Consider the following 25,202-nt stretch of genomic DNA (forward strand, 5'->3'; position numbering starts at 1 on the left):
CTCGCTCCCTGACGCTTCCTATTGCTCGCGGTGGTGGGGCGCGCTGCACGACGCGCACCCCACCAGCATGGAGAACTCGGCTTTGGTGCCGGTGCGTCAGACGGTGGACGAGTAGCCGTTCTCCTCTTCCAGCGCATCCCCTGCGGGCCCGACTCTGGCAAGCTCCCTGACCGTGCGATCCCGCGATGTTGCCACCGACTCAGCGCGGTGGCGTTGAATCTGCTGCTCGATGGCGTCCTGGGCCATCTTCAGTTCTGCCAGGGTCTGGCGTTGGGCAAGCCAGACCTCTTCACTGTGCATCCTGACTGCGGTGGCGTGGCTGCTGGCGCGCAAGCGGTCGTACGCGGTCTGGCCGCCCAGATACGTCACCAGCACGGGCAGAACGCCGAGGAGCACAAGAAGCAGGCGCATCACCCAGAGAGCCAGGAGCAGGGTGACATCTCGGCTCGCCATGTCCTCGAGTGCCTGCATACGTTCCAGAATGCCGATCTGCTTCTGGCTGGAGCGCTCCTCGTTCATCCGCTTGTGAATGCCATCGGCTCGTGTTTTAAGGAGAGCGCTGCGCATACCGGTGAGATCGGCCTGGATCTGTGCGGCGCGGCTTTCCATGCCGGCCAGTCGCATGCGGTTCTCATCGATGTGGTGAGTGGTGCGATAGGTCTGTGCCCTCTCGCGCAGGCGCAGGCACGTGGGCGTCGTCTGGTAGGTGTCGGTGGCGGGATCGCGGATGAGGCGGCGGCACTCCACGAGAGCCGAAGAGTCCAAGCCCCACAGGGTCGCAGCGTCGCGGTCTACGCGTTCTTGCAGAGACCCGGCGTTGGAGCGAAGGGTGCTCAGTTCCTGCAGCTGTCCGTCTGCTGCCGTGCCGAAGGAGACGGTGTAGGCCGCCGTGCAGTCCTTTGGTGGGGTGGGGCTTTCCGGCTCGGGGGGTACGGGGTTGCAGCGGATCAGGCCTGCGTACAACTGCTTACTGTCGCTGGCATGTTCCAGTGCGACGTGTTCCTTGATGTCCGTCTCGAAGGTGCGCAGCAGCAGCGGTTCGGCGATGACCGTACCCACCAACAGGGCAATCAGCAGACGCATCAGCAAGGGCCCGACGCGGCGCCGGTTTGGCCTTTCGGCGACGAACAGGCGGTCGAGGTTGAGCATGCACAGCGCCCAGATGATGGTGATGACCCAGGCCACGGCAGAGGTCGTACCAAGTGCCTGGGTTGCCATGCTCCACATGCTCAGCGCCGAGATGACGCAGGAGCCGAGGACCGCCCCGCCCAGTGCTGTGTATCGGCTGCGCTCGAACCCGACCCTCGACAGGAGGTCTTCGTCGATGCCGATCAGTGCACGGAGCCTTCGTCCGGGGTCGAACCGCAAGCGGGTACGAGCCGCTCGTCCGACGTCGGTATGAAGGCTGCCGCTCTGGTCGGCGGCCGCCCTTTGCCCGGTCGCAGGATCAGAGCCCGATTCCGTGGCGCGGCTGGTCATGCCGTCGCCCTGCGGGTGCGAGGCGGCGGGCACTTGCCGGTCGGCGATGGCAGGCGGTTCAGACGCGGGGGCGCTGTGGTCGCAGGCTTCACGTTCGGCTTCGTCGGGTGCGCCGCTTTGTTCCGGTTCGGTGGCCGGTTCGTCGATGTGCGGGGTGCGTTCAGGCGTGAGGTGTTCAAGACCGATGAGGATTTTGGTGAAGCCGGAGTCGAGTTCGGCATCGGTGAATTCGGGGTCGTCCGCGCGCAGGGCGGCGAGCATGTCTTCGATCGGGTCGGGGCCGTTGATGGAGTGGGTCACTTGCGCACCTCCTTGCGCGTACGGCTGGCGCTCGTCATGGCGGGCAGGTAGGAGTCCAGGGTCTGCCCTTTGCGTAATTCCTTGACGGCGGTGGCGATCAGCTTCTTCACTCCGTCGACGCTGATGCCCATCAACTGGGCTACGGCTGGGCGGGGCAGGCCGTCGACGTAGTAGAGCATGAGTGCTTCACGCTGGCGCGGCGTGAGGCGGGTGACGGCTCGAGCGAGATCGATTCGCATGCCGACCTGGCCGATCATGTCCGGCATGTTCTGCGCCATCCGCGTCAGGTACTCGCCGAGATCGTCGCCAGGCAGTTGGTCCATGATGTTCTGCTTCGCGAACCAGTCGCTGATCTTTCGGCGAGCGATGACGAACAGCGGCCCGGCGGGGTTGTCGTAGTGCCGGTAGGTCTCGAAGCGTCCCAGGAACGCGAGCCAGGTGTCGTGAGCGAGGGGTTCGGCCTCATCCGCGTGTTTGATGCGGCGCCGGATGAACCCGACCAGCTGAGAGTGGTGGGCGCGGTAGAAGGCCGCACGGGGGTCCGTACGGCCTTCCGCCTGGTGTTCTTGGGATGTCACCAGCGACCGGTCCCGTCGATGACAGGCCCCAGTGCGATCGTCCACTCGCCACCGGACGGGTCACGGTGGGTGACCCGGCTGATCTGACCGCTGTGGGTCAGGCAGTCCGCGAGTTGGGTCATGGTGCGGCGCTTTTCCCGCTCCAGCGCCACTGCACCACGGACCTGCACCACCGTGGCCGCAAAGCCCGTCAGACGCCCCAGCATCGGGGCCGTCAGCTGTTCTTCCATCATGCCAACTCCGTTGATTCGACGACATCGTCGACCTCTACGTGCCTCGGCAGGGCGGAAACGGGTACTCCCCGGCCGCAGTCCGGAATGTGCTGTGCGTCACAGGCTGTGGCAGCCGGGGAGCGCAGTGCGGGGGCGCAGCAGATCAGGATCCGCCGCATCGCGGGCGTTGATGCTCGGCAGTGCTGTCGAAGCAGCCGGTCGGCGTGCCGGAGAACGGCGTGTGGCTGAGACGGCCCAGCCACACGCACGGCCGCGGGCCCCTGATCTCGGCTGGTGGCTGTGGTCGAGGCCCGGCTTCCCGTGCCGAGGGTCCCGCCGCACCATCGCCGCCGGGGACATCGACCTCGACTCCCCCGGCCCCCTTCGCTGCACGACCCGGCAGGGCGGACAGTCGTGACCGTCGGGGACAATGAGGCGTGCCACGCATCTCTCTTTCTCCGGCGCTGGACAGCGAACAGACGCGGAGCTTTCGTACCCACGCCTCCTACATCCGCGCCTTCCGCGAACTCGCCCTGGGCGAGGAGGAATCAGACCTGGACGACGCTGTCGCCCGGGTGCATGCCGCCGCTGCCCCTCTTCTCTACCGTCCGTCTGCCGCAGCGCGCCCCTGCGACCGTGAGCAGCTGTTCGCCTGCCTGCGCCGGGCCTGGGCGACCGCCCGGCTGCTGGAGCACACCCACGACCTGGCCCACGTCTCCGAGATCATCCGGCTGGCCAACAGCTGTGGAGCCGTCCAGGCCTACTACGTCTTGTACGGCTGCGCGCAGGCCCTCATGGTGGCCGAGGGCGGGACGCGCCCGCACGCGCACGAGACCAAGCGGCGCCATGTGGACCTGTGGACGTCCCGCACGTTTTCCCTGGCGCCGTGGACGCTGGCCTGTGCCGCGCCCGGCAGCCGGCTCGCCGACGCCGACGGCTTCCTCGCCGGTCCCGGGCGCTCCCTCGATCAGGTGAACGGCGCTGCGGTGTCGTGACACGCATGGGAATGCCAGCCCGCCCGAGGATTCCTCACCTCGATCACGCAGGCCGCTGTGGTGAGGCGAACGATAACTGGCCCGCTCGTCCTGAAGTCGCGCTTCGGGTTCAGGGGGCATTCGAGTACTCGCCTGTGCACACGTCGATGTACTGGGTCGGGTCGAAGCGTCCGCCGTGCTGGGGAAAGAACATGCTGATCTTCCGGTAGGTCCGGACGCCGTTGCAGTCCCCCAGGTCGAAGGCGACGACGGAGCTCTTCTCCCAGGGGCTGTCTGCCACTGCCTTGTCGGTGACGTAGAGAGATTCTCCTGTTCCTGTGGCGCGTTGCCCTCCCCAGGATGTCCAGTTCAGGTCGCGGACGATTCCGGAGGGGCTGCCGCCGTTGAAAAACATCGTCGGCTTGGGTAATCCGTAGCCTTTCTGGTTGGGAGCCCACAAGGTGCCCAGGAGCGGGGTGGCCGTTGGGGTGGTGGGAGCCCAGGCGAACGCGGCAACGGAGTTGTCGAGGGAGACCTGCTGATTCTTGGGGTTGGTGATCATGAGCGGGGATGCCGGGGGCCGGGAGTCGTTCAAGCCGACGGCTCCGGTCCGTTGCGCGCTCCAGCCGGTCTGGGTGCTCTGGCCTATGACGGTGCCCTGCCTGGTCTTGGTCCAGGTGCCGGAGGCCAGGCGGTAGAGAGCGGTGGGTTGCCGCTCGCTCGCTGCTCCTTGTCCTGACGTGGTGCAAGCTTGGGCCGGCTCACGGAAGGCGCCGGCCATCACCGCTCCCTGGGGGTCGAACCAGATGCCGGTGATCCGCAGCTGTCCGAGCGATCCGCTGGTGGGCAGGGCGGTCGTGGTCCGTTTGTCGGCGTCGAGGTCCACGACGGTCACTCCGTCCGGAGGACCGCAGGGGTTTCCACCCGAGACGTTGCCTCCGAAGGCGAACCGGGCGCCGTCCTGGCTGATGGCCGTGTACTGGCCGGGCTGGCGCGCTCCGCCGGGGATCTGGGTGAACGTGTCGTCGACGACTGTGGTCACCATGCCGTTGGCGGCCATCCGGTACAGCTTGTTGGCGGCGGCACCGCCGGCGTTGTTGTCTAGCGTGAAGATCAGCAGTTCGCTGCCGGAGGCGATGCTCCCGACGAGGAACAGCTGCAGGGCGGTGTTGGTGGTGTCGATGCCCTGGAATTCGAGGGTTCGCGGAGCCTTCCCGGTGGGCGGATAGGACAGGAGCTGTGCCCTCTGGCGCACGCTGACCAGGTTGGTTCCCTGGAAGGCGAGTCCGGCGCAGTCGTTGCAGTTCCAGGTCTGGCTTTGGCCGGTCGACAGGTCTGCGGAGTGCAGGGTGGTCGCCGTGCCCTGGTCGGGTTTGGCAAGCCAGCCCAGGCGGCGTCGGTCAGCGGACCAGACAAGGTCGGTGACGGTGCTGCCGGCCCCCACTGGGGCGACGGTGGTGGCCTTGTCCTTGGTCTGGACACGGACCTGCGTGGACGTGGCGTAGGCGATGGTCGGCAGGTCAGCAACGACCGGGGCCGTCTGGGGTGAAGGGTTCACGTCGGGGCGGGTCAGCAGCAGAGCTCCCACGACGACGGCCGCCGTCGTGACCGCAGCCGTGGCCGCCTTGACGATCGGGCGGCGCAGCGGCCCGATGGCGGGCGGTGGCCCGGCAGGGCCACCGGGGGGTTGGGAGGGCGGGGACGACAGCATCGAGAGGGCTGTCGACCAGGCCTGGTTGATGGTCTGCAGGACGACGGTGCGCACCGGGCGCAGGAACAGCAAGATGACGATGGCAGGCGCCCATTCGGCCTTCAGAGCCACCCGTTCGCCGTCACATACCTGGCAGCGCTGGCAGTTCGCGGACTTCCCGCAGGTGTCGATGGCCAGTACATCGCGCACTCTGCAGGTGGGACACACCGTGCAGGTTCCGCAGTCGGCGCATTTGCGGGCGTGTTTGAGTACGTGGTCACGCAGTTCGCTGCCGAACTCCTGAGGGTAGCGGCCGACGATGCCGGTCAGCCCTCTGCACAGCGTGCGGTCCTGCTGCACGAGGAGATACGCCTCGAAGCCGACCGCGATGACAGCCGCCACCCGCGTGACCTTGTTCTGCACGGTCTTCTGCGACAGGGGCAGCCCGGACAGCGCCAGTTGTTCGGTCATCTCGGCGACCGACCGTCCCTGCTCGTAGTAGAGGCGGTAGATCTCCTGTTCGTCGGCCGCCAGGGTGCGCCCGATGCGGCCCGCGATGGCACGCGCCTGGGCCAGTCGCTGCTCGTCGTCTCGTGCCACGCCGACCCGGGAGATACCTGAGCCGAATCCGTCGTCCTGCACATCCGCGGGAGTCAGACGCCCCCGGGCGGCATCACGGCGCTTGTAGTAGTTGCGTTCACGGTTGCGGCTGAAGTAGATGAGCCAGCCGCCCAGGCGGTCCGGGTTCTGCGGGCCTTTTCCCTTCAGCAGCCTGTCGCACACGTCGGCGAAAGTCTGCTGCGTGACGTCGGCCGCCGCCTCCGCGTCTCCCATCCGCCGTGCCGTCGATACCAGCACATCTTGCAGGTAGCGCTCCGCGATCAGCTCCAGAGCCTTCTTGCGCCGTTGGGGCTGCGCCGCGTCCAGCGCCCAGCCGACCAAGTCCCGATCTGTGACCGGTCCGCCGTCCGGCCTCCATCCACGGTCCCCCACTGCCACTCCCCCCATGTGAGCTGCAGCGACAGCAGCTCACGGAACTCCCGTAAAAAAATCTTCGCGAACTCCGGGAAACGCACGCGCTGTTCGCCCCGGGCCTCCGTCCGATACCCCGCGGCATCAACGGAGGACTCCATGTCCCGTCGCATCCGGCACCACCGCAACACCCCCGCCGAGGGCGAGCAGCAGCCCGCCACCGTTCGGCGCCAGCTCATCCCGGTGACCGCCTTGACAGGTTCCGGCCTCTCGGGCGCCGCCCTGTCGATGGCGCTGCTGCACCACAGCCTCCCGTGGGCCGTGGTCACGGCCGCCGGCGTCACGGTCGTCGGCGCCATCGCGCGGCACACCCCCGATCTCGTCCGCATCGTGATCTGGCGTCTGGCGCTGCGTAGCGCGCTGCGGGACGTACGGCAGTTCGCACGCGAAGACCTCCTGTCGGAGAAGATCAGCCCCCAGGACCTGCTGCACTTCGCGGCCGACGTCCACCGGCGCACCCTGGAGAACAACCCCACCCCACCGCGCGATAACCGCGGCAACGACAACTGACCGCCGTCACCGTGGGGCCCTTCACCGTGAGGGGCCCCACGGCCAGCGGAAACGACGCACTTATCCATCCCGAAGGTCACATAAGGCCAACGAGAGAACATACAAGCTACAACCAACTCACAAGCTGCAAAGGGAAATCCACAAACCCAGGACAGCAGTTCAGCTCCGAGAAACTGATCCGGGACGTGTGCCACGTCAAGGGCTGCACCATCCACCAGGCGTACCACGATGACGTGGAGGACCAGCTCGGCGCGCTCGACCTGGCCCGCCACGTCATCGCGCCATTACCTCCGGTACATCGACGCCGTCATCGGCCGAGTCCGCACCGAGGTCACGAAGCGGACTGCGGCTGCAGCCTGGTGAGAACCGCCGCGCGGCCGCCCACCGTTGCCCGGAGCGCCCACGTGCGGTGGGTAAGTGCTGTTACTGTGCCGGGAGTTGAGCGACGGGCCGTTGTGCCAGCTGAGTCGCGGCTCGCAGATCGGCTGCTGCAGCGCGCCTGTGCTCAGCCTGCTCTTTGTGCCTCGTTTGACGTGAGCGGAGCCGACATGACAGCAGGTGCGCCGACTCCTCTCGGCGGCAGGGTTCCCGCAGCCGTGGCGGACCGGGTGCTCTTGCAGGTCGGCTCCCGGCGCGCGGCGCGCTACCGCGGCCGGCTCGATGCGTCCTCAAGCGGCCTGGTGCTGACCGGGGACGGAGGTCTGGCCAAGGCCGGCCAGCTGCGGGAGGACGGCTTCGATGGCGCACTGCTGGTCGACGAGGCCTGCTATCGCGTCGCTGGCGCCAGCGAGGAGGCCCCCTTTCCCAGCCTGGACGACGGGCCTGCGCCGCTGTTCGGGGATCCGCTGGAGCACCTGATGCTGGCGCACCTGGCGTTCGCCGACCTCGCCTTGACCCCGACCGGATATCTGCACCCCGGAGCCACCGGCGCGCTGGAGGCCGCGGCGGCACGGGTGAGGCGCCTGGACGACCCTCGGGTGGTGTTCGCTGTGCCCGTCGACGCCAGTTGGCTGCATCCGGGACCGGTGGAGTATCTCGCCGAGGTGCTGCAGCAGGTTGTGGGGCCCAAGGCGGTCCTGGTGGGCGGCCGGCCTGACGCGCGCGGTGGCGCGGCGGGGCTGGCGCGGCTGCTGGAACTGGTGCCGGGCGTCGGGGTGTTGCGTGCGGGTCTCGGCGCCTTCGGGGGCCTGACGCGGGGGGCGGGCTTCACTGCGTTCGGTGCCGACGCCAGCATGCGCCACATCGTGCCGCCTACGCCGGCGAAAGCAGCATCGAAGGGCGGTCCGGGCAGCCCGGCCGTCCTGTTCCCGGAGCTGATGGATTTCTTCCTCGGGCTCACCCTGGCCAAGCGGTTCGACGGGGAGGCCCCGGCCTGCTCGTGCGAGGAGTGCCAGGGCGAGCCCTTGGACCGGTTCACCTCCATGGCGCAGCAGGTCCCGGCCGCCGGGCACAACGCGTCGTCGCTGATGGTGTGGGTGCGCCAGCTGCGTGCGGTCGGCACTGCCGACCGTGCGGTGTGGTGGCGCCGGCAATGCCAGCAGGCACTGGACAGTGCGGCGGTGTGGAATGCGCGGATCCAGCAGCTGCCGGGGTTCGCCGTGTCCCCGGACCTGCCCGCGTGGGCGGAACTGCCCGTGCGCCGGGCGGCGGCACAGCACGCCGGTTGATCGGACGTCAGGGCAGGCGGGCGTGGAGCTGCTCAGTGAAGTGCCAGGCCACGGGGGTGTGACGGCGGGGCCGGTACGGTTCGGGCGCCAGCGCCCAGGCAAGGCCATCGGCGGTCGGCTGAAGGATGCCGATGCCCAGGTAGGCGGCGCGCATCAGCAGGTCGTCGCGTGCGTGGGCTGGCGGGTCGACGAGCAGGGCGCGGCGGGCGAACGGCTTGAAGCGGCTGGCGCGGGCCAGGCCCTGTTCCCAGTGGGTGCCGCGGGCACGGGCGATGACGAGGTCCACGGTCAGCGGGCGTACCGCGCGACGGCAGACGTGGTCGCCGGTGAGGGTCACGGCGCCCCGGGGCAAGGTGCGGATCTGCTCGCGCAGCCGGGGAGGCAGTGAGTCCAGCCGGACCGGGAGGTCGGCGGGGAGATTGAGCAGGACCGTGAGGTCTGCGATGCCGAGCTCGGCAGCCTCTTGGGCGCGGCGGCGCTCGCATTCAACAGGGTCGCGCCGGTAGAAGACGAGGGTGTTGCGGCTGCCTTCAATGGTGATCTCGGCCAGCTGCGCGTCCGGGCCGACCAGGGGCGCGGAGGCGTGCTGGACGAAGGCTCGTGCTCCTGCTGTCGGCGCCGCCATGCCGGCCCCTTTCGACTCTCGTGCCTTAGTGGCTGCGGGCTAGGCCGCGCTGGGCGGTGCCGGGTGCTCCTGGAGCTGGGCGACGGCGGCGGCCAGTGACTGCCAGGCCTGGGCGCTGCCGCAGCGCTGGTAAAAGCGCCGCCTCTCCCCCGCCGTGGGCGGAAGGCGCTTGACCAGACCGAGTCTGATCAGGGTGTGCACCGGCGGCAGGTAGACGCTCGCCGGCACCTGCCGGGCCATGGCCAGGTCCCCCAGGCAGACACCGCTGTCGCCGGCGTCCGCCAGGGCGGCGATGAGTTCGGCCCGGTAGCGGTTGCCGAAAACGCCGGCCGACAGACGCCGCAACTCCTCCGCATCCTGCATTGTTTATTTATCGCGAATCGCGAATCACTTGTCAAGGCAGACGAGTTGGCGACCGTGGCGTGCGGGCCCCGCCCAGCCAACCGGTAGGTGGGTTCTGATGCTGTCCGGAATGCGTCGTGCGGCCCGGGCGGCGCGGCGGGGGGATGTGCTATGAGGGCTGACGGACAGTGCGGCGTGAGGCAAGGGGCTTTCATGGCACGGGAGTTACGGGTGGTCCATCAGGACCAGTACGGGGTGCGACGGACCCGGCCAGCCGAACAGATGGCCGAGGTTCCGCTGGCCGAGCGGGGTGAGGTGTGGAAGCCATCGCGGCATCCCTCGCAGCGCAGCATCGTCACCTGGTGGTGGGCGGTGACCACCCGGCGGCATGTGGGATGCCGGTCGCTGGACCGACTCGCTACGGCGATGCTGCTCGACTTCCACCCCGGTGTGGCCGGCTTCAGTGCCTGGTCGGGACAGCTGGTCTGGCGGGAGCGGGGCCGGGAGCGGCAGCTGGTGCCGGACTTCTTCGTGCGTACCGCGGCCGGGACCACGCTGGTGGTGTGCCCGCCCTCGAAGGGGCCGGGTGAGCGGTTCGAGCGGCAGCTGGCGGTACTGCGTGAGGCGTGCGGGCAAACAGGCTGGCAGCTCGCGGTGCCCCGGCTGCCCGGGGCGGTGGCGCTGGCCAATCTGCGGTGGATCTCACGGCGGCGTCATCCGCGCTACGGTGACGCGGGCGTGGAGGGCGCGCTGAGCCAGGCCTTCGCCCGGCCGCGGCCGCTGGTGGAGGGCGTGGCGCAGTGCGGGGTGCCGCGGATGCTGGCCCTGCCCCGGCTCTACCACATGCTGTGGCACCGGCGGCTGGGCATGGACTGGAGCGTGCCGCTTGGCCCCGGGGCTCTGGTGGGGCCGCTGGGTGCGGGCGAGCCGGACGCGCTGCGCCGGCCGCTGGCGACGGAGCAGCCATGATGGCGCCCCAGAGCACGGCCGTGGTGGAGCGGGCCTCGCTGGTGGTGCGGCGCGCGCCGCGCGGGGTCCTGGTGCGCGGGGACCGGGTGCGCTGGCGCGGGAGCGTGTATGCGGTGGCCGGCCTGGACGGGGTGACGGTGCATCTGGCCCCCGTCGGCGGTGACCAGGCCCCGGTGTCGGTGGTACTGGCGGTGCTTGCCGCCGCCGTGGACTTCGCGATCCTGGACGGGGCGGGACAGCCCCTTGCCCAGGCCGAGCTGCCCGACTTCGCTGCCCTGGAGGGCGTCTCCGCCGCTGCGGCGGAAGCGGCGCAGGCATGGTGGCGGGCGGTCATCGAGGTCGACACCGGGCTGCCGCCCGATGCGCCCGCGGGGGCGCGCCCGCGGCCCCAGTATGACCCGGCCACCATGACGTTCATCGAGCGCTACCAGGCCAAGGCCGCAGAGCTGCACGCGGTGCTGGGCTGGTCGGTGTCCTGGCAGACGGTGCAGGCCAAGCGGCTGGCGTACCGCAAGAAACGCACTGTAGCGGCGTTGGTGGACGGGCGCAGCACCAAGAAGCGGCGGCTGTACGGGCAAACCGATGCGCGGGTGGTGGACCAGCTGCTGATGCTGGTGGACCGGCAGCGCCGGCGCCTAGATACGCCCAGCGACGCGCGCAAACTGTTCAAGCAGCTGCGGCGGACGGTACGCGCCGCACACGGGGAGTCCGTCAAGGTGCCGGCCGAGCCGACACTGTACAAACTGCTGCAGCGCCTGGGCATCGACGCCCGCGATCTGGGGGCGAACCAGAGCGGTCGCCGTTTGGCGGGAGCGGGACACGTGCCGCCGTTCTCGGTGACGTCGGCGACGATGCCGGGCGAGCTCGTGCAGATCGACTCCACCGATCTGGACATCTGGGTGCTGGGCGATGACGGTCAGCCGGCCCGGGTGGAGCTGACCTGCGCGGTGTGTGTGGCAACCCGCAGCATCATCGCCGCGGTGGTGCGCCCCAAACAGCCCGGGCGGCGGGGCAAACGCCGTAAGGACGGCCAAGGCGGCCTGGTGGCGGCGCCTCGCCGCAAGGGCCGGGCGACCAAGGCGGTGGATGCCTGCGAGCTGCTGGCCCAGGCCCTGGTGCCGGCACCGATGCGGCCCGGCTTCGACGCGGCCGTCCACGCCAGCGCCTCCGATCTGCCGTTCGAGGACCTGGTTGCGGTCGATGCCCGGTTCGCGCAGGCGGCGGCCCGGCCGGTGATCATCCCGGATCTGATCGTCATCGACCACGGCACGGTCTTCGCCGGGCGGACCTTCTTCGACGCGTGCGAGTACCTGGGCATCTCGCTGCGGCCGGCGCGCAAGCGCACGGGCCAGGACAAGTCGATCGTGGAGCGCACCTTCTTGACCGTCAAATCGAAGTTCAGCCAGCATGTGAACACCTACACCGGCAACGATCCGGTACGGGTACGGCGGACTGTGGACGGCGAGCGGCTGTGGACGCTGGCCCAGCTCGACGACATGCTGCAGCAGTGGATCGCGCTGGAATGGCAGAACACCCCGCACCCCGAACTCGCCGACCCCTACGACGCCTACCTGCCGGAGCTGACGCCGAACCAGATGTACGCGGCCTGTGTGGCCGTTGACGGCTATCTGCCGATCCCGCTGACCCGCGACGACTACCTGCGGCTGCTGCCGACCGCCTGGGTGGGCGTGAACGATCAGGGCATCCGGTTCAAGAACCGCACCTACGACAACCCTGAGCGCGATCCGGAGAAGGGACTGAACCCCTTCCGGAACACCCGTTCGGGGCTGAGGGGCAAGAGAGAGGGCCGCTGGGAGCTGCGATACACGCCCAACGACCTGTCGAGGGTGTGGCTGCGCGACCCGGACAGGAACCAGTGGGTGGAGGCGACGTGGGTGCACCAGCACCTGGTCGGGCAGCCGTTCACGCAGTTCTTGTGGGACATCGCCGCCTCCCAGCATCTTGAGCGGGGAGGCCGGATCATCGACGAGGATGCCATCGCGCAGGCGCTCAACGAGCTGCTGGAGCGTGCCGCCCGCGGTCCGGAGATGCCCGCGCGGGTGCAGTCGCCGGACGGCTACACGCCCGCGCCGCCGCCCGCGCCGGCCGCAGTGTTCGACCCGTATGCGGGACGCGCACCGCTCGACCGCTCTGATCTGGGGGACCTGGACGCGGAGTCGGATGAGGACCCGCTGGCCTTGGACGACACCGGACTGTACGCCACCGGGCAGGCGTCGGGCGACATCGACTGGGCCAGCGGTCCGGTGGCCCCGGACCCTTCGCTCGCCGCGTGGGAAGGCGCTCGGGCCGGTGAGGCGAGTGGTGAGAGCGGCGAGGATCTGACGACCCGCTACCGGCGAATCATCGATGACATCCGCCAGACGCACACCGCCGACGCTTCGGACAGCGACGAGAACGACGACGGGCCGGCGTGAGCCGACTGCCGGACAATGAGCGGAAGTTGGCGGACGGGACCCCGGTGGGGTACGCAGGGGACAGAAAGGGGATGTGGTGAGGGAGGCGGACAAGGCCGGCGAGGAGGCGCGGCTGCTGGCCCGCATGGGCGAGCCGCAGCCGATGTTCCTGGACCCGCCGGCTCCTTTGTGGCCCGAGGACTGCTACACCTGGCGGGCGCTGGCCACCCGGCTGGCCAGGCCGCCGGATTTGGCCGACTGCGCGCCCGAGGGCACCAAGGTCACCGAACACGACCCGCGGCTGCTGTATCACGGGCACATGAACATCGTGGTCACCCCAGCGATCACCAAAGCCTTGAAGGTGGTGGCCACGCAGGTGTACGCCAACCGGCAGCGCGAGGGCGGCAAGGCCGGAATCATCGTGGAAGGTCCGCGTGGCACCGGCAAGAGCGCGCTGCTGCGGTGGATCGGCGTGCACTGGGAACAGCAGCTGTCCAAGCTGTACGGGCCGGACGAGAACCGCATCCCGGTCATCGCGCTGAACGTGCCGCCGACGGCGCGCGGCAACCGCAATTGGGCGGGCGCATTCGCCCGCTTTCTGGGCCAGGAACGCGAGAGCGGGGATCCGACCGAGTCCGTCATCCGTACGATGCGCAGGGCCCGCACCCTGCTCGTCCTCATCGACGGCATGGAGCGGCTGCGCACCGCCGTGGAGGCCGAACTGGCCTTCCAGTACCTCGATATGATCAATGAGGAGACCGGTGCCACGTTCGTCTACTGCGGGCGCGGCGCGCGCTCCATCGTCGACCCGCTGGCCCGGGACAACGAGACGCCCCTGGAACCGAACGAGCAGCCGTGGGGCGATCACCCGGTATTGCGCACCAGCCGGATCGGCTTCAGCGAGGAGGAGTCCCGCACGTTCGCCGTCATTGTCGACCGGTTCGACAAGAATCTGCGGCTGTACCGGCACACCCGCGGCGACCTGCTGGAGCTGACGCAGGACCTCCACGTCCGCAGCCGTGGCAACATGCGCGCGCTGTCGCATCTGATCTGCCAGGCGGCACAGCAGGCGATCCGCTCCAAGCAGGAACGCATCACCCCGGAGCTGCTGAACTCGATCCCTCTCGGCAGCGTCGTACATCTGTGACCTGCATACTGGACTGCCGTCCCCACCACCACGCTCGGCAGGCGGAGTGAGCCGTCAGTGGCCGCCTTGGATGAACCACCGCAGAGGCTAGCGGGGCGGCTTGGGGCGCTTGCGACGCCCCAGGCCGGGGTCCCAGACCATGTACAGCCCTTCCAGGGCGCGGCGTTGTTCTTCGGTGAGCATCTCGGGGTGCTTGCGGCACTGGTGGATCCACTCCCCCAGCGGGAACGTCTTTGACGGCTCGCCGTCGTTGCCCCACCACGGCTCCTGGTGGTCACGGGGCACGTCGCTATGGCCTTCGCGGGCCAGGAAGGCGGCAAGGTGGCCCAGGCCCTCGTAGTAGGCGTGGCGTTCGGAGTCGTGGTGGCTGTCGTAATAGAGGCCGTCGGGCAGAGGCGGGATGCCCAGCTGGAGCAGCAGGTCCTGCTGGCCCTCTTCCAGGCGGAAGAACTTCAGCCGCTGCTTGTAGATCCAGTTCACGGTGGCGCGGTCCTCGCGGCTTGTCTGCTGGGACGCCGAGGTGAACCGCCAGCCCGCACGGGCAAGGACTTTGGCACGGGCGTACTTGCGCTTCCAGTCCATCCAGGGCACGTTCCAGTGCGGGTCGAGGACGGCGAGCGCCTGCTGGTGGGCGGCGGGCAGCCAGCCGGTGGTGGCCTTGCGGCGCTGGGTGGCCAGCCATGCGCCCAGCCGGTGGCCGCCGATGTCAGCCTTGACGGGGACGGCGAGATGGCCGTGCTCGGCCGCCCAGGCGCGGGCGTGCTCCAGCATGGAGTCGAAAGTCTGCACCGGCGCGGTCCACGGTATGCCGAGCGCGTCCAGGGCCTGTTGGTGTTCGGTCGGCAGGCGGCCCAGGAAGTGGCGCAGGCGCAGGTTACTCACGCACTCACCCAGAGCGAAGCCGTCCGGGTCGGTGTAGTCGGCGGGCACATCCAGGTGCCCGAAGCTGGTGCGGTAGCCGGTGGCGGAGGCAAGGGCCTGCTCCCAGCTGCCGATGGCCGGCAGGGTGATCTCCAGTCCGAGGGCGCGGGCCAGTTGGGCGACGCGCTCGGGATGGGCGTAGTAGACGGCCCGCCGCGCCGCGATGGCGGAGCGGGAGCGGGCGGGCAGCGCGATACGGTCCATGAACGAGTCGTCGTGGGCGCGCAGTGCCTGCAGGAGGGTGAGCAGGTTCGCGAACGCGGAGCTGTGCAGCAGGTCGGCGGTGTCGGTGCCGGGGTGCAGGTAGACCGGGAAGATCAGGGTGGTCTTCTTCCCGCCGCCCGGCGGCTGGCGCAGGCCGCGGCCGATGGCCTGGATGGCGTCGATGATGCTGTAGCGGGGGTCGGCGAAGAGCACGGCGTCGACGTCGGGCATGTCGACGCCTTCGTTGAGTACCCGCACGTTGGACAGGACCGCGCAGGCCCGGTCCGGGTCGGCGAAGTCGTCGAGCAGGTCACGGCGCCAGTCGCTGGGCTGTTGGCCGTGGATCGCCTGCGCCCACAGGTTCTCGATGCGCAGTTCGTCGCCCACCTCCATGGCGGTGGTCGGCAGACAGCCAGCGAAGGCCTCCGCGAGGGCGACGCGGTTGTGGAAGACCAGGACGCGGCGCAGCTGGTGTTCGGCGATTGCCCGCAGCAGGGCGACCTGGACGGCGGCGTTGCGCAGCCCGTTGTGGTGGGCGCTGGTGGCGGGGTGGCGAGCGGTCAGGATGGCGTGCAGGTCGCTGTCGTCGACAATGGGCATGATGACCTGGTAGTCGGCCAGGATGCCGCGCTCAATGGCCTCGGCCATCCCCAGCTCGAACACGGTCGGGCCGAATATCTCGCGGTGGTCCATGGTGGCCAGCGGAATGCGCTCCATGAACGGCAGCAGCTCGGGCTGGGACGGGGTGCCCCAGATCCGGGGCGTGGCGGTCATGTAGAGGCGGGTCTTGGCGGGGATGGCGCTGTCGTCGTGGACGGTGCCCCAGCCGTCTCCGAAGGCGGAACAGGTGCGGTGGGCCTCATCGGCGATCACCAAGTCCCAGGGCGGCAGGCCGTGCCGTTCGTGCGCGCGCCGGATGTGGTGCAGCGAACCGTAGGTGGAAAACACCGTGACGGGGCCGCCCACCCGCAGCGCGCGGGCGATCGCCCGCGCGCCACGCGTCATCACCGCCTCGCCGGGAGACAGTCCGCTGTCCCGCTGGCTCAGGGAGCAGACCCCGAGCGCCAGCCCCCGATGGCCGGCCTCACGCCAGCGCCTGATCGTCTGCGTCACCAGCGCCTTTGTCGGCATCAGCACCAGCACGGCGCCCCGGGGGGCCAGACGCTGCGCGGCCTGCTGGGCGATGAGGGTCTTGCCGGTACCGCAGGCGGCCACCACGGTCATGCGCTGCTCGCCTGCGACCGCGGCGGCCTCGATCGCGGCGAGCGCGTCGACCTGGTGCGGGCGTAACTCCATACCGTCTCCTCACGGAACCGCCAAGGCACCGCCAAGGGCGCGCCGCTCCCGGGCCGGGCCCTCAGATCGCGCGGGAATGTACCGGCCGGGCCTGCCGCCCGGGCGGCGCAGCGAACGATTTCGGCCAAAGACGCGTCCCGTGCGGGACGCGGTGGCTGAACGCGCCACGTGCGCCGGCCGGACGCCGTAGAGAAGTACTGGGACGGGCGGTGTCTTGGCAGATCCCGTCTGCTGGGGCGGCGGCAGCTGTCTGCCGTGCTTGCTGCGGGTGATCCGGCGGTGCAGAGCCGCTCCGGTCGAAAGCAGGCGAGAGAAAGGCGTGCGTGAGTGACAGCGCGTACTCCCCGTTCCCGGGCGGCCCGACCGCGCCGGACGAGGGCCTGGCGTCCGGCGCAGCGGCTGGGGCGGTCGCAGATGCCGTTCATCGGAGGGGAATCGACCGGCTCCTACATGCGCCGCCTGGCAGACCTCAACGGCGGCATTCCCGATGAAGAGTTCTGGCTCATGATCGGCACCCCGCTACGTCAGGACGGGGTCCCCAGCGATCCGCGTTACGGCGACGGGTATCTGAACCTGGCCGCGCTGGAGCGGCTCGCCATCATGTCCGGACGTCAGGTCGCCGAGTTGCAACGCGCGCTGCCGAACCTGCGCAACCACCGGCTGCTGCCGGTGGAGGGGCCGCCGGTGTGGGACTGGCCCTGGGATACGGACGGCTGCTTCCTGGTGCGGGTGTGCGAGCTGTGCGCCCGTACCAAGGGCACCAGTCTGGACGCCTACCTGGCCAGTGATGCGACCTGGCAGGTGTGTGCCCGCCACGGCCGCTGGCTGGACAACCGCCGCGAACCCGGGACGGCTGCCCTCCCTCTGGCTGCGCTGCCCGAGGTCGTCGCTGCCCACCGGCTGCGGCTGCAGCTGGAGCGGCGCCTGGGCGGGGGTGGCCGCGCCATGTTCGCGGACGCCTACGCTCTCGCCTCCTGCTGGTGGAACATCCCCGCCCTCACCGCGCCGATCTGGCAGGCCCGCAGACGCGCACTGGGACGTGCCGGACGCGACGAACTGCGCGTCGCTCCGCTGGTGTTCTACCCGGAAGCGGTCCGTCTGGCCCAGGCACTGGCAGCGCGGGAACGGCGGCGCCTGCGCCGCACCCTGACCCCGGACGAGGATCACGCCTGGCTGGAGCGGGTCGCACTACTCCTTGAAGAATGGGGCCTCCCCGCCGAGGGCCTGGACCTGGTCGGAATCTGGGCCAGCCGGCATCCGCTCCTGCCACGACCACGGCGCAACCGCCGGGCCGGGGCCGCGGCGCAGCGGCCGGCCCGCGGCCGCCACCGGCGCCTGCCGCTGCATGCCCCGCACACCGCACAGAGCCTGCAGACAACACTTGACCAACGCTCCTGTTTGCCCTGGAGACTGGGCCAGATGATCACCACCGAGCTGGAGCCCGCTCCCGGAGGCTGGACTCTGCGCGGCCGTTTCTAGACCCCCTGGGCGGCTGGCCACGCCAGGCACCTTGCTCCAACGGAGGTGGTGAGCGTGTCCGGCGCAGCCGATGAACGGTTGGACAACGCGTAGGTCACGCGAGAGGAGCGGCAATGTCGTACGGGTACAGCGGTGGCCCCAACTGGCCGATGATTCGTGCCAAGCAGCGTGCCGAGCGTGAGGCCGCCGGCCTCAGCCGCGAGGGTGCCGCGTCGAAGGCGTCCGCCGCACGGTGGAAAGCAGGCTTCGAGCCGCTGGCGGAGCAGGTGCGCGAAGCTGCGGACCAGGCTGCGGTCGAGCACCGGCAGGGCGAAACGTGCCGCTGCCGTTCCTGTTGGGATGCTGTGATCACCGGGCTGGTCCAGGAGGCGGATGGGCCTGGGGCTACGAGCAGTCCCGGTGCGACGGGGTACTCGTTTTCCGTTGACGACCTCTTTGGTTCCTCCGTCTCCTTCGATGGCCGCTTCGGCCGCCCCGACCCGCCGAAGCGCTCCTAGCGCACGCTTCTCTGCCGAGGGAGACGTCAACTCGCTTCAGGGACGGCGCTCATGGCGCTTTGGGTGCGGTCGTGTTCCGCACGGGCCGTCTCCAGCAGCCGCTGCCAGGAGGTGACGGTCGGCCGACGACGCAGCAGGCCCCGACGCTCGCGTTCGGTCATGCCTCCCCACACGCCGAATTCAATGCGCTGGTCCAGGGCGTAGGCGAGACACTCGGTCCGCACGACGCAGCCGGTGCACAGTGTTTTGGCGCGATTTTGTGCGGCGCCTTCGACGAACAGGTCGTCGGGGTCGGCCGTCCGGCACAGCCCCTGTGCACTCCAGCCGGTGTCCGCCATCGGTGATGCCGTCCTCTCCTCTGGTCTGTCTGTGCTGCCTCGCGCCGGAGGCAACAGGCATATGACACTACGTCGTTCGGCAAATCGGTACGGCCGCCTCACACCGTCACACCTTCGAGTGAGCGGCATTGCCTTCTGTGCATGGCGACGCTATGGCGCTGGCCCGGATCACACGGCGAGATGCAGCCGCTGCGGCACCGATCGTGTCGCCGCCCCTCCTGGCGCCGAGGTGATCATCTACACCGTTTCCTCCGACATGGCGCTGACGTGAAGCCGTCACGCGCCGGCCGTTCGCGTACATCCGGTGCATCCGTCGCAGCCCGGTGCGGGCCACCTACGGGGGAAGCCCTTGATCACACTGGGGCGGCTGTTGGTCCCAGCCGGTTCCCCACCTGGTCTTTGTCCGCGCACCGCAGATGTCGGGCGACGGTCACAACTTCGCCGGCCCACCGGTTCGAGTGGGCCCTGCGGCGCAGCAAGGTCCGAACGCGGTAGCAGGTGGGCTACAGAGGCGGGCCTGCCGAGAAGAACCCGCCGATGCTGCGTGTGAGCCTCGTCGCTTCCGACAGTCCGTACCGGAACGCGAGCAGGGCGTACACGACCACGAGGAAGGCGATCAGCGCGACGGGTACCAGCAACTCGGCAGCGACGCCCAGGGGCGACAAGACGGCGAAGGTGCCGGCCACTATGATCGCCGCCCACAGGCAGGAGGTGCCAAGACGGCGGCCGTCGAGTTGGTCAGGCTCCAGTGGCGGGTCCTCGGCCAGGGCCTCCGGCGGCAGCACTGCGGTAAAGCGGCCGCAGGCGATGTTGTTTGCCGCATGCGCGGCAAGCTCACCGATTCTCCGCGCGGATGCTTGGCGGTCACCGGCCAGTTGGTTTGCCGCGTCGATGAAGGCGGAGTCGACGCGGCCGAGATGCTTGACCAATTCGGTGCGCAGAGCCCGACGCTTGCCGAAGTCCTCGGCGGCGGTACGGGCCAGAGCCCGAAGCGGCAGCCCGAGCCGAGAGACCTTCTGGCTGAGCTTGATGGCCTGTGTATAGGGAGCGTCGGGGCGCGAGGTGACGGCGCTGCACGTCAGCAGATCAAGGAGAGAGTGCAGCGGGTGCGAGCAACGGGCCGTTGTCCGGCCGCGTATGGCATCCACGAGCCACAGCGCACCGAGGAGAATCAGCACGCTGGCGTTCATCGCCACGAGAGGCGCCCACCAGGGGTACTTGGTCAGGGAACAGTCTGTGTCCGGGGTTGGTTCAAGCGTTCCACCCGGTGTGCAAGCCGCATGCGTGCCAATGATCAGCGCCAGCGCGAGGACGCTCACGGCGGCGGTCATTTGGAGCGCCATCGATGCGAACTGGCGACGGTCGTATGCGAGAGCCTGCCAGATGGCGTCGGTCTTGAAATCGACGCCAAGCTCCTTGGCTGCTGCCTCTCCCGCGGACACGCGCTTGTCGACGTATCTGTGGTGAAGCCGTAACAGCGGATGGAACCATGACGGCTGCTCAGGTGAACTCACATTCCCCCCGATGAAAAGCTGAGGGGTGAATTTTACGGGCAGTCACGGAAGGCGCGAGACGCCGAGACGTCCGTGCCAGGTACCGGCGAACGGACGCCCCTCCCATGGACAGATCAGCGGATCTGCCGTATGGGCAGGAGCCCTTCAAGGATGCCGTGTGACCGCAGCGACGCCTTTCCGTGGTCTGACGTCGGCCCGGGCGGCTGCGATGGCCCCTGCGGCGTGCGCCACGCCAGCGCTCTGAGCGCGACAACCAGGCGCAGAGCCCCTGGGGCATGGGCTCCTCGACGGCTTCCCCGGCACCATGATCGGCAATGGGGCGGGGCTGTCGTGAAGGCGGCCGCGATGCTCTGCTCGTGCCCTACGGAAGGGGTGTGACGTCGAGGCCTCTCACAGGGCTGAGGAACTCCTGCACGACGGCGGGCGGCGCGGCCAGGGAGACGATGCTTCCGGCCCAGTCAGCCGTGGTCTTGTAGGCGACGAGCGCAGCGAGCTCCCAGGTCGACAGGGTTTCCACCACACGATACCCGTCCCAGTCCGGTGCAGGGGGCGGAAGCCGCACACTGACCTCTACGGTTATTGCGCTGCGCTTGGCCGTGACACTGCTCGGGGGCTGTAGACGGGCGTCGTTGCCGTAGTAGAGGTAGTCGGGGCTGCTTTTGAAGTGCCAGTCCTGTCTCTTCCGCCACGACTGCCAGAGCTGTGCCAGCTGTGTGGCGGACTGCTGTTGCTGCTGCAGAGATACGGCTGCCTGCTCGACGATGGCTGTGTTGATGAGGGCTCGTTGTTCCTCGCACCGGCGTTCCGTGCAGGCTGCGGTACGCGACAGTGCTGGACGTGCCCAGTCGTGCAGCCATGGGTGCGCCCGCAGACTCTCTATGGTTACCGACAGCTGATACTGCAGAGTGCGCCAGTGATCACGATTGAAGTTGGGCCCGAGGAAGTCCGGTACGTAGTCCGGCTCTTCACGGTTTCCTACTTCTTCGTCTTCTTCTTCGAGGATCTCGCAGAGGTTCACAAGGTCGAAGGCGGCGTCCGCGAGACCGTCGTCAGCACCCAGAGGATCCACCCGGCAGCAGCCGCACATGCGGGATGCGATATCCGCATCGAAGTGGACGCGGCAGGCTTCCCCGGGGCCGACTCCAGCCGGAGCACGACAGTCACGGTTGCTGTGCACCCATTTGCCGTCTTGCCAGGTGACCGCGTCCATCAGTCGCCCGTAGAACCTGTCTATCGGTACACCGTGGCGGCCCAGCAGACCGACCGGGACCGAGGCTAATGCGCTCTGCATCTGCCTCAGAGTAGACCTGTGGGCCGTTGCAGGTGGAGAAACGACGGAGGCGGTTGCCAGCTGGCTCCCGGCGGCCGTACCGGAAAAGTCAGGCATGGTGACTTGCCGGCCTGCGATTCCTGCCGATCGGTGACCTTGAGGACCGTCCTACGGCAGGAGAACGCGGGATGTGATGCCGTGCGGGACGAGCCAGATAGGGGCACCGTCAATCCTCGGGACTGTCTAGGGCGGTGGCAAGGCGCTGGTAGAGGCGGTCTTGAGCCTGGGGGTCGAAGACCGGTGTCACCGGCGTCGTGGTGAAACTGTCGGCGGTGAGAGTGTTGAGCTGGTAAGGGGCCAGCGTGCTGGGATCTTTGAGGTCGTAGCGGGTGTGGCGGCTGCCGTATTTGCCGACGGTGAGCATGACGATCCGCCGGGTTCCGGCTGCGGTCAGCAGCAGGCGTGCCCATTCCAGGGACATGCCGTGGGTGGTGAAGTCGTCGAGGACGACGACGGTTTTCGTGCCGAGCTTGCCTCGGTAGCCGGGGCCCAAGTGAACCGTCTGGGCCTGCGTGGCGATGGAGATGCTCTGGGCGGCCTGGCCCTGGCTGGCCTTCCAGCGCTCCAGGCTGGTGTCCGGTGCGGTCGGCGGCGCGGACGAGGAGGTCTTCGCGGTAGTAGCCATGAAAGAGCGCAGCTGCCTTGTCGAGGTAGGTCTTCAGCCGCTCGCTGACCTGGCCGCTCGTGCTACTGGGGTAGATGCAGAAGTAGGGGTTGGCGGGGATCAGGTCTTCCAGGTAGGCGTTGGCGAGGACGAACAGCATGAGGATGCTCCGGGCGTCCGCATCCGCGATCTTCACCGGTCGTTTGTAGGTGAAGACGTCCTGGAGCTTGAAGGTGGGGCCCGGCGAAGTCGAGGGCAGCACCGCGGAGGCGGGCAGCAGCGAGCGCAGTGACCAGTTGCCCTGGTCGGTGCAGTGCGACCAGCTCGGGTCGCCGGAGAGGAACATCTCCAGGAACCTGTCCACGTCGCCGGGGGCGTGCGCGACGAGCGAGGTCGTGCCGCTGGGCATCGGGGCGGCCCATTTGGCGTGCTGGTACATGACACCGGAGTTGATGGCGGTGCGCCAGTCCATGGCCGTGCAGCCGATGTAGAGCAGCTCGTGCCGCTGCAGGTGCAGGGCGGTGGTGACGGCGTCGATCCAGGCAGGTGAGCCGCGCCTTTTGCCGCCGGCTATGTGGGACTGGTCGACCGCCAGGCTGGGGGCGGGGTAGCCGAGTTGCTGTATCTGCTCTTTCTGGGCCGCCGAGAGCGGGTCGGTGGACAGGATGCACCATTGCAGTCCCTGGGCCACCAGGGAGTGCAGCAGTGTGGCCGTCTCGGCGGCTGCGGGGGTGCCGGGCCTCAGGAGAAGGGTCTTGTAGTCGAAGATGACTGCTTTAGCGGGCATGGCCACCGTCTTCCTGGCCCAGCAGGTCGTCCAGGCGCTGCCGTAGCCGTTTGAGGTCTTCGGGGGGCAGGGCGCGCAGTTCCACCTCGCGGCCGAGCTGGCGCTCGACCAGGCTCAGGCCGAAGGTGGTGTGTCCGTAGGAGTTGGCCGCGCTACGGCACAGGGCGTCAAGGGTGCGGCGTCCGGACGGGGTGAAGATGTCGATGAGCCGGCCGGTGGGCTCGGTGTCGATCAGGTCGGTCAGGTCGCCGGCGCCGGGCCAGGTGAAGCCGATGATCGGGCGGCGGTAGGTGGCGGCGAAGCGCACCGTGTGGGCGGTGCCGCCGGTGCGCTGGCCCTCGGCGGCGACGACGATGTCCGCGAGGCCGGCCTGGAGGCGGTTGCGCTGGACGAACTGGGCTTTGCGGTAGTGCTCGCCGGGCAGGTACTCGCTGGCGACCGCGCCGCCGGTGCTGACGATGCGGGCACGGATGTCCGCGGTCTCGGCCGGGAAGACGACGTCGATGCCGTGGCCGAGGAAGGCGACGTTGCGTACGCCGTCGCGCAGGGCGGCCCGGTGCGCGACGGCATCGACGCCGTTGGCGAGCCCGGACACCAGGGTGATCGGGTAGGCGGCCAGGGTGCGCACGGCGGCTTCGGTGGCGCGTACGCCGTCGGGGCTCACGTCCCGGGTGCCGACGACCGCCACGTGCGGTCCCTCGTACAGGGCGCGGGGGTCGCCCTCGACGAACAGCCACAGGGGTCCGCCGGGGAGTTCGGCAAGCCGGGCGGGCAGGTCGGAGGGGCCGATGATGTGGACGTTGCGGCGGGCGAGTTCGTCGGCTTTGGCCCGGGCTGCCTTCAGCAGTTCGGGCCGGTGGGTGCTGATCTCGTCTGCGATCTTGCGGGCGGTGGGGACTTTGGCGCGGGCGAGTTCGTCGGCCAGGCGGCCGTCGGGAAGGTCCCATACCCGCCCGAGTTGCTCTCGGTGTGCACGCACCAGTGCGTGCAGTCCCTTGTTTCCCAGGCCGTGGGCGGCACCGAGGGCAAGGAGCACGACCCCGAAGGGCATGTCGGTGGCTGGCAGGTCCTCGTGGTCCTGCCACAGCGTGGGCTGACCGTCGGGAGCGGGAAGACCACGTTCTCCCTGATTACCGCGCTGATCCACCCCAGCACCCTACCGGGGATACGCCGGGTGGCGCGGGGAGCGTGTGCAGGCCGGGCGTGCACAGGGGTGGCTATGCGGCCCCCGATTTGTACCGCCACACGGCATGCTCCAGTCCGCCTCTGTGGTGCCCGAGAAGTGCGGCGGCCTCCTCGTACACAGTGCGCAGCCGCTCGTAGCGGAGATCTCCCACACCAGCTTCCGCGGCAAAGGAGCGCAGATGGAAGTCGACGGCGACCTCGGCCCGTCCGACAAGGGTGCCGATGTAGTCGATGCTCTTCGGGCCCACTCCCTTCACTGTGCGCAGAGCAGCGCGGTTGGCCTGACGGTCAAGCCACGTATGGAGATCTTCGCGGGTGTCGACCCCGTGGTCGGCCAGGAGGTCGGTGATGGCGTGGGCTGTTGCGACCTTCTTCGCATGGTTGAACTTCATGGCAAGGGCGAGGTCTTCGGAGGCAAGCCGGTTCTGGAACCCGCGGACGGTGCGAGCATCCGGCCAGCCTTCTTGCAGTCGGAGCAGGCGCGGCCGCAGGGTGGCCGCATAGTTGCACCGGGGCTGGAAGCTGACGTCGCAGATGACAGCACCCATGTGGTTCCAACCACCGGGCGGGGAAAACGGACCACCGCCCAGGAGATGCTGAACATGGTCGGCGAGCCGCTGGGCGGGGCTAGGCACGGTCATCGCCCCATAATGGGGCCTGGCTGACCGTCCGGGTGGAAAACACAAAACCCTCGAACGGCCGAGCGGGCGGGGTGGTGCTGCCGTGAATCACAGGGGCTCCGTCAGTAGACGGGCTCTTCGCGCCGGACCGAGAGGGCTGGCAAGTTCTTCGCCTTGTGCGGATGGGGTACTCGCGCAGCCGCCGATGTGCCGGGGTCGAAGGAGAGGGACAGATCCTCGGGGAAGAAGTCGAAGGCACAACGTCAACGGGGCAGCACCCTATGCACGAGTCGCGCGGAGCAGTCCCGCTGCGAGGCTCAGCGGAATCCGTGATCATGCGGGAGTGCGAGGACGCTGCCGGGCAGATGGCCTGCCGTGAGCGCGAGATCGCCTTTGTGTGATGCGAGCTCGTCAATTCTCCGCAGCACACGAGGATTCTCGTCGAGATGGAGACCAACCTGGCCTGCGTGCGCCAGAACGAACGCCTC

At 68.9% G+C, this 25,202-nt stretch carries 22 protein-coding genes; 9 read left to right on the forward strand and 13 right to left on the reverse strand.

Annotated elements, in window-relative coordinates; all coding sequences use genetic code 11:
* Positions 1 to 96: 96 nt before the first annotated feature.
* Genes RKD20_RS47125 through RKD20_RS47135 form a run of 3 tightly spaced genes read right to left on the reverse strand, consistent with a single transcriptional unit; the run spans position 97 to position 2,587 of the window.
* Positions 97 to 1,779, reverse strand: coding sequence for a DUF4407 domain-containing protein (locus RKD20_RS47125; RefSeq protein ID WP_424883561.1), 1,683 nt, complete (start codon positions 1,777 to 1,779; stop codon positions 97 to 99).
* Positions 1,776 to 2,357, reverse strand: coding sequence for an RNA polymerase sigma factor (locus RKD20_RS47130; RefSeq protein WP_424883562.1), 582 nt, complete (start codon positions 2,355 to 2,357; stop codon positions 1,776 to 1,778). The genes RKD20_RS47125 and RKD20_RS47130 overlap by 4 nt, the downstream gene beginning before the upstream one ends.
* The gene (locus RKD20_RS47135) at positions 2,354 to 2,587 is read right to left on the reverse strand and encodes a hypothetical protein (RefSeq protein ID WP_424883563.1); all 234 of its coding nucleotides are present in this window, start codon (positions 2,585 to 2,587) and stop codon (positions 2,354 to 2,356) included. The genes RKD20_RS47130 and RKD20_RS47135 overlap by 4 nt, the downstream gene beginning before the upstream one ends.
* A gap of 419 nt (positions 2,588 to 3,006) precedes the next feature.
* Between RKD20_RS47135 and RKD20_RS47140 the strand changes: the two genes are divergently transcribed.
* The gene (locus tag RKD20_RS47140; RefSeq protein WP_424883564.1) at positions 3,007 to 3,564 is read left to right on the forward strand and encodes a hypothetical protein; all 558 of its coding nucleotides are present in this window, start codon (positions 3,007 to 3,009) and stop codon (positions 3,562 to 3,564) included.
* A gap of 109 nt (positions 3,565 to 3,673) precedes the next feature.
* Here the strand turns inward: RKD20_RS47140 and RKD20_RS47145 are convergent, their stop codons facing one another.
* The gene (locus tag RKD20_RS47145; protein WP_424883565.1) at positions 3,674 to 6,175 is read right to left on the reverse strand and encodes an RNA polymerase sigma factor; all 2,502 of its coding nucleotides are present in this window, start codon (positions 6,173 to 6,175) and stop codon (positions 3,674 to 3,676) included.
* 189 nt (positions 6,176 to 6,364) lie between these two features.
* On the opposite strand from RKD20_RS47145, the gene RKD20_RS47150 reads away from it, so the two are divergent.
* Positions 6,365 to 6,775: a hypothetical protein gene (locus tag RKD20_RS47150; RefSeq protein WP_424883566.1), complete on the forward strand. Its 411-nt coding sequence runs from the start codon at positions 6,365 to 6,367 to the stop codon at positions 6,773 to 6,775.
* 596 nt (positions 6,776 to 7,371) lie between these two features.
* The gene (locus RKD20_RS47155; RefSeq protein ID WP_424883567.1) at positions 7,372 to 8,442 is read left to right on the forward strand and encodes a hypothetical protein; all 1,071 of its coding nucleotides are present in this window, start codon (positions 7,372 to 7,374) and stop codon (positions 8,440 to 8,442) included.
* A gap of 7 nt (positions 8,443 to 8,449) precedes the next feature.
* Here the strand turns inward: RKD20_RS47155 and RKD20_RS47160 are convergent, their stop codons facing one another.
* Both RKD20_RS47160 and RKD20_RS47165 read right to left on the reverse strand, forming a co-directional pair.
* Entirely contained in the window at positions 8,450 to 9,067 is a 618-nt protein-coding gene (locus tag RKD20_RS47160; protein WP_424883568.1) for a hypothetical protein, read from the reverse strand.
* Between the two features lie 39 nt (positions 9,068 to 9,106).
* Complete coding sequence (locus tag RKD20_RS47165; RefSeq protein ID WP_424883569.1) at positions 9,107 to 9,430, reverse strand: hypothetical protein; 324 nt, start codon at positions 9,428 to 9,430, stop codon at positions 9,107 to 9,109.
* 192 nt (positions 9,431 to 9,622) lie between these two features.
* Here RKD20_RS47165 and RKD20_RS47170 point away from each other — a divergent pair, with 192 nt between their 5' ends.
* The 3 genes from RKD20_RS47170 to RKD20_RS47180 all read left to right on the forward strand — a co-directional run bounded on the left by RKD20_RS47170 (position 9,623) and on the right by RKD20_RS47180 (position 13,939).
* Entirely contained in the window at positions 9,623 to 10,378 is a 756-nt protein-coding gene (locus RKD20_RS47170) for a TnsA-like heteromeric transposase endonuclease subunit (protein ID WP_424883570.1), read from the forward strand.
* Positions 10,379 to 10,398: 20 nt separating this feature from the next.
* Complete coding sequence (locus RKD20_RS47175; RefSeq protein ID WP_424883571.1) at positions 10,399 to 12,813, forward strand: integrase; 2,415 nt, start codon at positions 10,399 to 10,401, stop codon at positions 12,811 to 12,813.
* Between the two features lie 76 nt (positions 12,814 to 12,889).
* Complete coding sequence (locus tag RKD20_RS47180) at positions 12,890 to 13,939, forward strand: AAA family ATPase (RefSeq protein ID WP_424883572.1); 1,050 nt, start codon at positions 12,890 to 12,892, stop codon at positions 13,937 to 13,939.
* A gap of 87 nt (positions 13,940 to 14,026) precedes the next feature.
* Here RKD20_RS47180 and RKD20_RS47185 read toward each other — a convergent pair whose 3' ends face one another.
* Positions 14,027 to 16,360: a Helicase associated domain protein gene (locus RKD20_RS47185; protein WP_424883573.1), complete on the reverse strand. Its 2,334-nt coding sequence runs from the start codon at positions 16,358 to 16,360 to the stop codon at positions 14,027 to 14,029.
* Positions 16,361 to 16,774: 414 nt separating this feature from the next.
* Between RKD20_RS47185 and RKD20_RS47190 the strand changes: the two genes are divergently transcribed.
* Positions 16,775 to 17,839 (forward strand): hypothetical protein, encoded by a 1,065-nt coding sequence (locus RKD20_RS47190; protein ID WP_424883574.1) that lies wholly within the window; start codon positions 16,775 to 16,777, stop codon positions 17,837 to 17,839.
* A 113-nt stretch (positions 17,840 to 17,952) separates the two neighbouring features.
* Positions 17,953 to 18,336, forward strand: coding sequence for a hypothetical protein (locus tag RKD20_RS47195; protein WP_424883575.1), 384 nt, complete (start codon positions 17,953 to 17,955; stop codon positions 18,334 to 18,336).
* Positions 18,337 to 18,362: 26 nt separating this feature from the next.
* Here the strand turns inward: RKD20_RS47195 and RKD20_RS47200 are convergent, their stop codons facing one another.
* From RKD20_RS47200 to RKD20_RS47215, 4 genes are all read right to left on the reverse strand, one after another.
* Positions 18,363 to 18,674 (reverse strand): WhiB family transcriptional regulator, encoded by a 312-nt coding sequence (locus RKD20_RS47200; protein ID WP_424883576.1) that lies wholly within the window; start codon positions 18,672 to 18,674, stop codon positions 18,363 to 18,365.
* 503 nt (positions 18,675 to 19,177) lie between these two features.
* Positions 19,178 to 20,188, reverse strand: coding sequence for a hypothetical protein (locus RKD20_RS47205; RefSeq protein ID WP_424883577.1), 1,011 nt, complete (start codon positions 20,186 to 20,188; stop codon positions 19,178 to 19,180).
* Positions 20,189 to 20,549: 361 nt separating this feature from the next.
* Positions 20,550 to 21,479 carry a hypothetical protein gene (locus tag RKD20_RS47210; RefSeq protein WP_424883578.1) on the reverse strand — a complete coding sequence of 310 codons (930 nt, stop codon included), beginning with the start codon at positions 21,477 to 21,479 and terminating at the stop codon, positions 20,550 to 20,552.
* A 205-nt stretch (positions 21,480 to 21,684) separates the two neighbouring features.
* On the reverse strand, positions 21,685 to 22,143 hold the full coding sequence (locus RKD20_RS47215; RefSeq protein WP_424883579.1) for a hypothetical protein: 459 nt from the start codon (positions 22,141 to 22,143) through the stop codon (positions 21,685 to 21,687).
* 212 nt (positions 22,144 to 22,355) lie between these two features.
* Between RKD20_RS47215 and RKD20_RS47220 the strand changes: the two genes are divergently transcribed.
* Complete coding sequence (locus RKD20_RS47220) at positions 22,356 to 22,613, forward strand: hypothetical protein (RefSeq protein ID WP_424883580.1); 258 nt, start codon at positions 22,356 to 22,358, stop codon at positions 22,611 to 22,613.
* A 285-nt stretch (positions 22,614 to 22,898) separates the two neighbouring features.
* Here the strand turns inward: RKD20_RS47220 and RKD20_RS47225 are convergent, their stop codons facing one another.
* Entirely contained in the window at positions 22,899 to 24,056 is a 1,158-nt protein-coding gene (locus tag RKD20_RS47225; RefSeq protein WP_424883581.1) for a DNA-processing protein DprA, read from the reverse strand.
* Positions 24,057 to 24,126: 70 nt separating this feature from the next.
* Positions 24,127 to 24,735 (reverse strand): hypothetical protein, encoded by a 609-nt coding sequence (locus RKD20_RS47230; RefSeq protein ID WP_424883582.1) that lies wholly within the window; start codon positions 24,733 to 24,735, stop codon positions 24,127 to 24,129.
* Positions 24,736 to 25,202 lie beyond the last annotated feature (467 nt).

The sequence above is a fragment of the Streptomyces sp. SLBN-8D4 genome, from assembly GCF_049739545.1.
GTDB classification, from domain to species: domain Bacteria; phylum Actinomycetota; class Actinomycetes; order Streptomycetales; family Streptomycetaceae; genus Streptomyces; species Streptomyces canus_C.